Origin of the sequence: Nocardioides antri (assembly GCF_008373765.1) — a bacterium.
GTDB classification, from domain to species: Bacteria; Actinomycetota; Actinomycetes; order Propionibacteriales; family Nocardioidaceae; genus Nocardioides; species Nocardioides antri.
In genome coordinates this window covers 1-469 of record NZ_VUJW01000090.1, presented here as the reverse complement: position 1 = coordinate 469, position 469 = coordinate 1, and the positions used below count along the sequence as shown (strand labels likewise).

Below are 469 nucleotides of genomic sequence, written 5' to 3'. Positions count from 1 at the left end.
ATTGGAATCACTTACGTGCTGTGCAGGATCATCAATCATGAAGGTCCTTATAGTTTTGAGCTGTGTACTCGTGGCCGTACTTGCTGATGATAAGGACACTGACAAATATGACAAAATTAACTTGCAAGAAATTTTGGAGAACAAGAGGCTCCTGGAGTCGTATATGGATTGCGTGCTCGGCAAGGGCAAGTGTACTCCCGAAGGGAAGGAACTGAAAGATCATCTTCAAGAAGCTCTAGAGACTGGTTGCGAGAAATGCACTGAAGCCCAAGAAAAGGGCGCTGAAACTAGTATTGATTATTTAATCAAGAATGAACTGGAAATTTGGAAGGAGCTGACAGCCCATTTCGACCCCGACGGCAAATGGAGGAAGAAGTACGAAGACCGCGCTAAGGCCAAGGGCATCGTCATCCCTGAATAAAACTTCAATAAAGTTGAACACTAACTAGAATTTTAATTCAACAACGGA

1 protein-coding gene is annotated in these 469 nt (G+C 43.5%); it reads left to right on the top strand.

Annotated features, from left to right (window positions below; translation table 11 throughout):
• Nucleotides 1-421: 4CSP family protein (locus F0U47_RS22680; RefSeq protein WP_223162851.1), on the top strand; the 421-nt coding region annotated here is incomplete at its 5' end.
• Between the last annotated feature and the right edge of the window lie 48 nt (nt 422-469).